3 protein-coding genes are annotated in these 3826 nt (G+C 67.1%); all 3 read left to right on the top strand.

Features of this window, described 5'->3' with window-relative positions; all coding sequences use genetic code 11:
* Positions 1–2613: FAD-dependent oxidoreductase (locus P9M14_05115; GenBank protein ID MDP8255107.1), on the top strand; the 2613-nt coding region annotated here is incomplete at its 5' end.
* Positions 2610–3134 carry a hydrogenase iron-sulfur subunit gene (locus P9M14_05110; GenBank protein ID MDP8255106.1) on the top strand — a complete coding sequence of 175 codons (525 nt, stop codon included), beginning with the start codon at positions 2610–2612 and terminating at the stop codon, positions 3132–3134. The genes P9M14_05115 and P9M14_05110, both read left to right, overlap by 4 nt.
* Positions 3131–3808 carry a methylenetetrahydrofolate reductase C-terminal domain-containing protein gene (locus P9M14_05105; GenBank protein ID MDP8255105.1) on the top strand — a complete coding sequence of 226 codons (678 nt, stop codon included), beginning with the start codon at positions 3131–3133 and terminating at the stop codon, positions 3806–3808. The genes P9M14_05110 and P9M14_05105 overlap by 4 nt, the downstream gene beginning before the upstream one ends.
* Positions 3809–3826: the final 18 nt, after the last annotated feature.

Here is a 3826-nt window from a genome sequence, read left to right as displayed (position 1 = left end):
CAGGCCCGCGCCGAGGCCGCACGCTGCATGGCCTGCGGCGGCTGCTCGGAATGTATGCAATGCGTGCAGGTCTGCGAGGCTCAAGCGATCATCCACGACATGCAACCCGAACAGCTCGAGGTCGAGGCGGGCGCGATTTTGCTCACCCCGGGTTACGATCCGTTCGACGCGCGTCTGCGCCCCGAGTACGGCTACGGCCGCTATAAAAACGTAGTCACCAGTCTGGAGTTCGAGCGCATGCTCTCGTCCTCCGGGCCCTCGGGCGGCGAAACACTTCGCCCATCAGACAACCGCGTTCCACAAACGGTCGCCTGGATCCAGTGTGTGGGCTCGCGCGACGTGTCGCTGGGCAACGACTACTGTTCGGGCGTGTGCTGCATGTACGCGATGAAAGAGGCGCTGCTCGCAGCGGAACACACGCCGGGGCTGCGGGCCACGATTTTTCACAACGACGTGCGCGCCTTTGGCAAGGGCTTCGACGTGTTCTACGACGCTGCCGCAGGCCACCCCGGGGTCGAATTCCAACGCGGGATCGTCTCGAGCGTCAAGCAGCAACCCGGCGGCTCGGACCTGCTGCTGAGCGTGCAGGGCGACGATGGCCGCTCGCTGGAGCGAACCTTCGAGCTGGTGGTGCTCAGCGTGGGCCTGCGCCCCTCCGCGGGCACGGCCGAGCTGGCTAAGCGGCTGGGGGTCGAGCTCAACCGCTTTGGCTTCTGCCGCTCCGATCCTCTGGAATTGTGCCGCACCAGCCGCGACGGGATCTACAGCGCAGGCGCGTTCAGCGCGCCGATGGACATCCCCGAGACCGTGACCACCGCGGGCGCGGCAGCGGCCCTGGCCGCCGAGCTGCTGCACACGGCGCGGGGCAGCCTGGTGCGCGAAAAAACTTATCCGCCCGAGCGCGACGTGGCAGGCGAGGAGCAGCGGATCGGCGTGTTCGTCTGCCGTTGCGGCAACAACATCGCCCAGACCGTGGACGTGCCGCGGGTCACGCAATACGCCCGCGACCTGCCCGGGGTAGTGCACGCTGAGGAGAATTTGCACACCTGCTCCGTTGACACGCAGCGCCGAATCGTGGAGGCGATAATCGAGCAGCGACTCAACCGCGTGGTGGTCGCCAGCTGCACGCCGCGGACCCACGAAGAGCTGTTCCAGGGCACCCTGCGCGAGGCGGGCCTGAACAAGCAGCTGTTCGAGATGGCCAACATCCGCGACCAGTGCTCGTGGGTCCACTACTCCGACCCGGCGGCGGCCACAGCCAAGGCCGAGGATTTGGTGCGGATGTCCGTGGCGCGGGCCGCCACGCTGCGTCCGTTCGACGATCTGCAAATCGAGGTCGACCAGCGGGCGATTGTGATCGGCGGCGGAGTCACCGGAATCAACGCTGCGTTGAGTCTGGCCGACCAGGGATTCGCCGTGGCGTTGGTGGAACGCGAGCCCGAGCTCGGCGGAGTCGCGCGCCGCGTGCGCAGCTTGCTGCAGGGGGTCGACGCCCGCCAGGCGTTGAGGCAAATGATCCAGCGCGTGCGCGCGCACCCGCTGATCGAACTGCACTTGTCGGCGACCATTGATGAGTTCAACGGGCACGTGGGTGGCTTCCGCCTCGGTCTGAGCAGCGATGGAGGGAGTAGCGAGGTGCGCGGCGGCGCGATGATCGTGGCCACAGGCGGCGTGGAATCAAAGCCCGAGGAATACGCCTACGGCGAAGATCAGCGCGTGCTGACCCAGCTCGATCTCGAGGCGCGGCTGGACGATCCGGGGTTCGCCCGCGGCCTCAATGAAGTGGCGATGATCCAGTGCGTGGGCTCGCGGGAGCCGCAGCACAACTACTGCTCGCGGGTCTGCTGCCGCCAGGCGATTAAGAACGCCATCGAGATCAAGGAGGCCAACCCGGCGGCGCGGGTCTACATCCTCTATCGCGACATCCGCACCTACGGCTTCGACGAGGTCTACTACCGCAAGGCGCGGGAGATCGGCGTTGTCTTCGTGCGCTTCGACCCGCAGCACAAACCACAGATCGAGGTGCGGCCCGAGGGCCTGCGGCTGCGCGTGCGCGACGAAGCCCTGGGTGCGGACATCGAACTGCGGCCCGATTGGCTGGTGCTCTCGGCGGCAATCCGGCCGCAGCCTGACGCCGCGCAGCTCTCGCAACTGCTCAAGGTGCCGCGGGGTGCCGACGGCTTCTATATGGAGGCGCACCTCAAGCTGCGTCCGCTGGACTTCAGTAGCGAGGGGATCTTCCTCGCGGGTCTGGCGCACGCGCCGAAGTCCATGGCAGAATCGATTATTCAGGCCAAGGCGGCGGCCGCGCGAGCCGCGACGATCATCTCGCAACCGTACCTCCATCGTTCGGGTGTGATCTCCGAGGTCGATCAGTCGCGTTGTGTCGCGTGCCTGACCTGTGTGCGGGTGTGCCCTTACGAGGTGCCGCTGATCGACGAGCACGGCGCGGCCTTTATCGAGCCTGCGAGCTGTCAGGGCTGCGGCATCTGCGCCGCGAGCTGCCCGCGCAAGGCGATCGTCACCCGCCACTTTGCCGACGGGCAGCTGCTGCCCGAGGTGGACGCGCTGCTGGGCGACGCGGCCTGCGCAACCTGTTGGGAGGGGAGTTGAGCGAGCGAAAATTCGAGCCCAAAGTGCTGGCGCTGTGCTGTACGTACTGCGCTTACACCGCCGCGGACCTCGCGGGTTCGCTACGGCTGGAGTACTCGCCCAACGTACGCGTGGTCAAGCTGATGTGCAGCGGCAAGGTCGATCCGATCCTGCTGCTGCGCGCGTTCGAGCGCGGCGCGGACGCGGTGTTCGTTGCCGGTTGCGCCCAGGGCGAATGCCACTTTCTGGAGGGCAACGTGCGCGGCAAGCGCGCTGTGCAGCACGCCAAACGCCTGATCGCCGAACTGGGGCTCGAGCCCGAGCGGCTGGAGTTCTTTCACATCCCGGCCAGCGACGGCCCGCTCTTCGCCCGTTGCGCCGACCAAATGACCGCCCGGGCGCGCGAGCTGGGGCCCAATCCACTGCGCTCAAGCGCACAGCAGGATGCGGGGAGCGCGTTGGAGCAACCCCGGGACGCGCATCCGGCGCTACCCCAGTGCCGCGCGGGTGTACTGATCCGCGCCGCAGAGGGGGATGAATGATAGTTGCCCAGCGCAAGAGCCTGGAACGAATCGAGCAGATGCTTGAGGGTTGCGAGCAAATTCTGGTCGTGGGCTGCGGCACCTGCGTGGCGGTCTGCATGGCCGGCGGCGAGAAAGAGGTGCAATTGCTGGCCGAGCAGCTGCGCATGCGCGGCAAGCTCGGCGGCCTGCGGCGCACCATCGACGAGATCACCCTCACCCGTCAGTGCGACCACGAATATCTGGATCAGCTCGCGCCCCACGTGCACAATTACGACGCGCTGCTCTCCATGGCCTGCGGCGCGGGAGTGCAGCTGTTGGCCGAACATTTCGAAGGACGGCTGGTGCTGCCGGCTCTGGACACGCGCTTTATCGGCGCGTCCGATGCCGAGGGGCAATGGTCCCAGCGCTGCTCGGCCTGTTGCGAGTGCATCCTGGATCTGACCGGCGGCATCTGCCCGCACACCCTGTGCCCCAAGGGTCAGCTCAACGGACCGTGCGGCGGCGCGGACCACGGCCGCTGCGAGGTCGATCCGGAAAACGAATGCGCCTGGGCGCTGATCTACCGCCGTCTTGAACTGCTGGGCCGCCTCGACCAAATCCGCACGATCCAGCCTCCCAAAGACCACAGCGCAACCACCCGGCCCGGCCGCCAACGTCATCCGGCGTTCGACGCCGACGGCTCGGAGGACTGAGGCAATGCCGCGCTCGTT

This window comes from Candidatus Alcyoniella australis (genome assembly GCA_030765605.1).
Classification (GTDB): Bacteria; Lernaellota; Lernaellaia; order JAVCCG01; family Alcyoniellaceae; genus Alcyoniella; species Alcyoniella australis.
The sequence above is the reverse complement of the archived record's forward strand: the minus strand, read 5'-3'. Positions and strand labels throughout refer to the sequence as shown.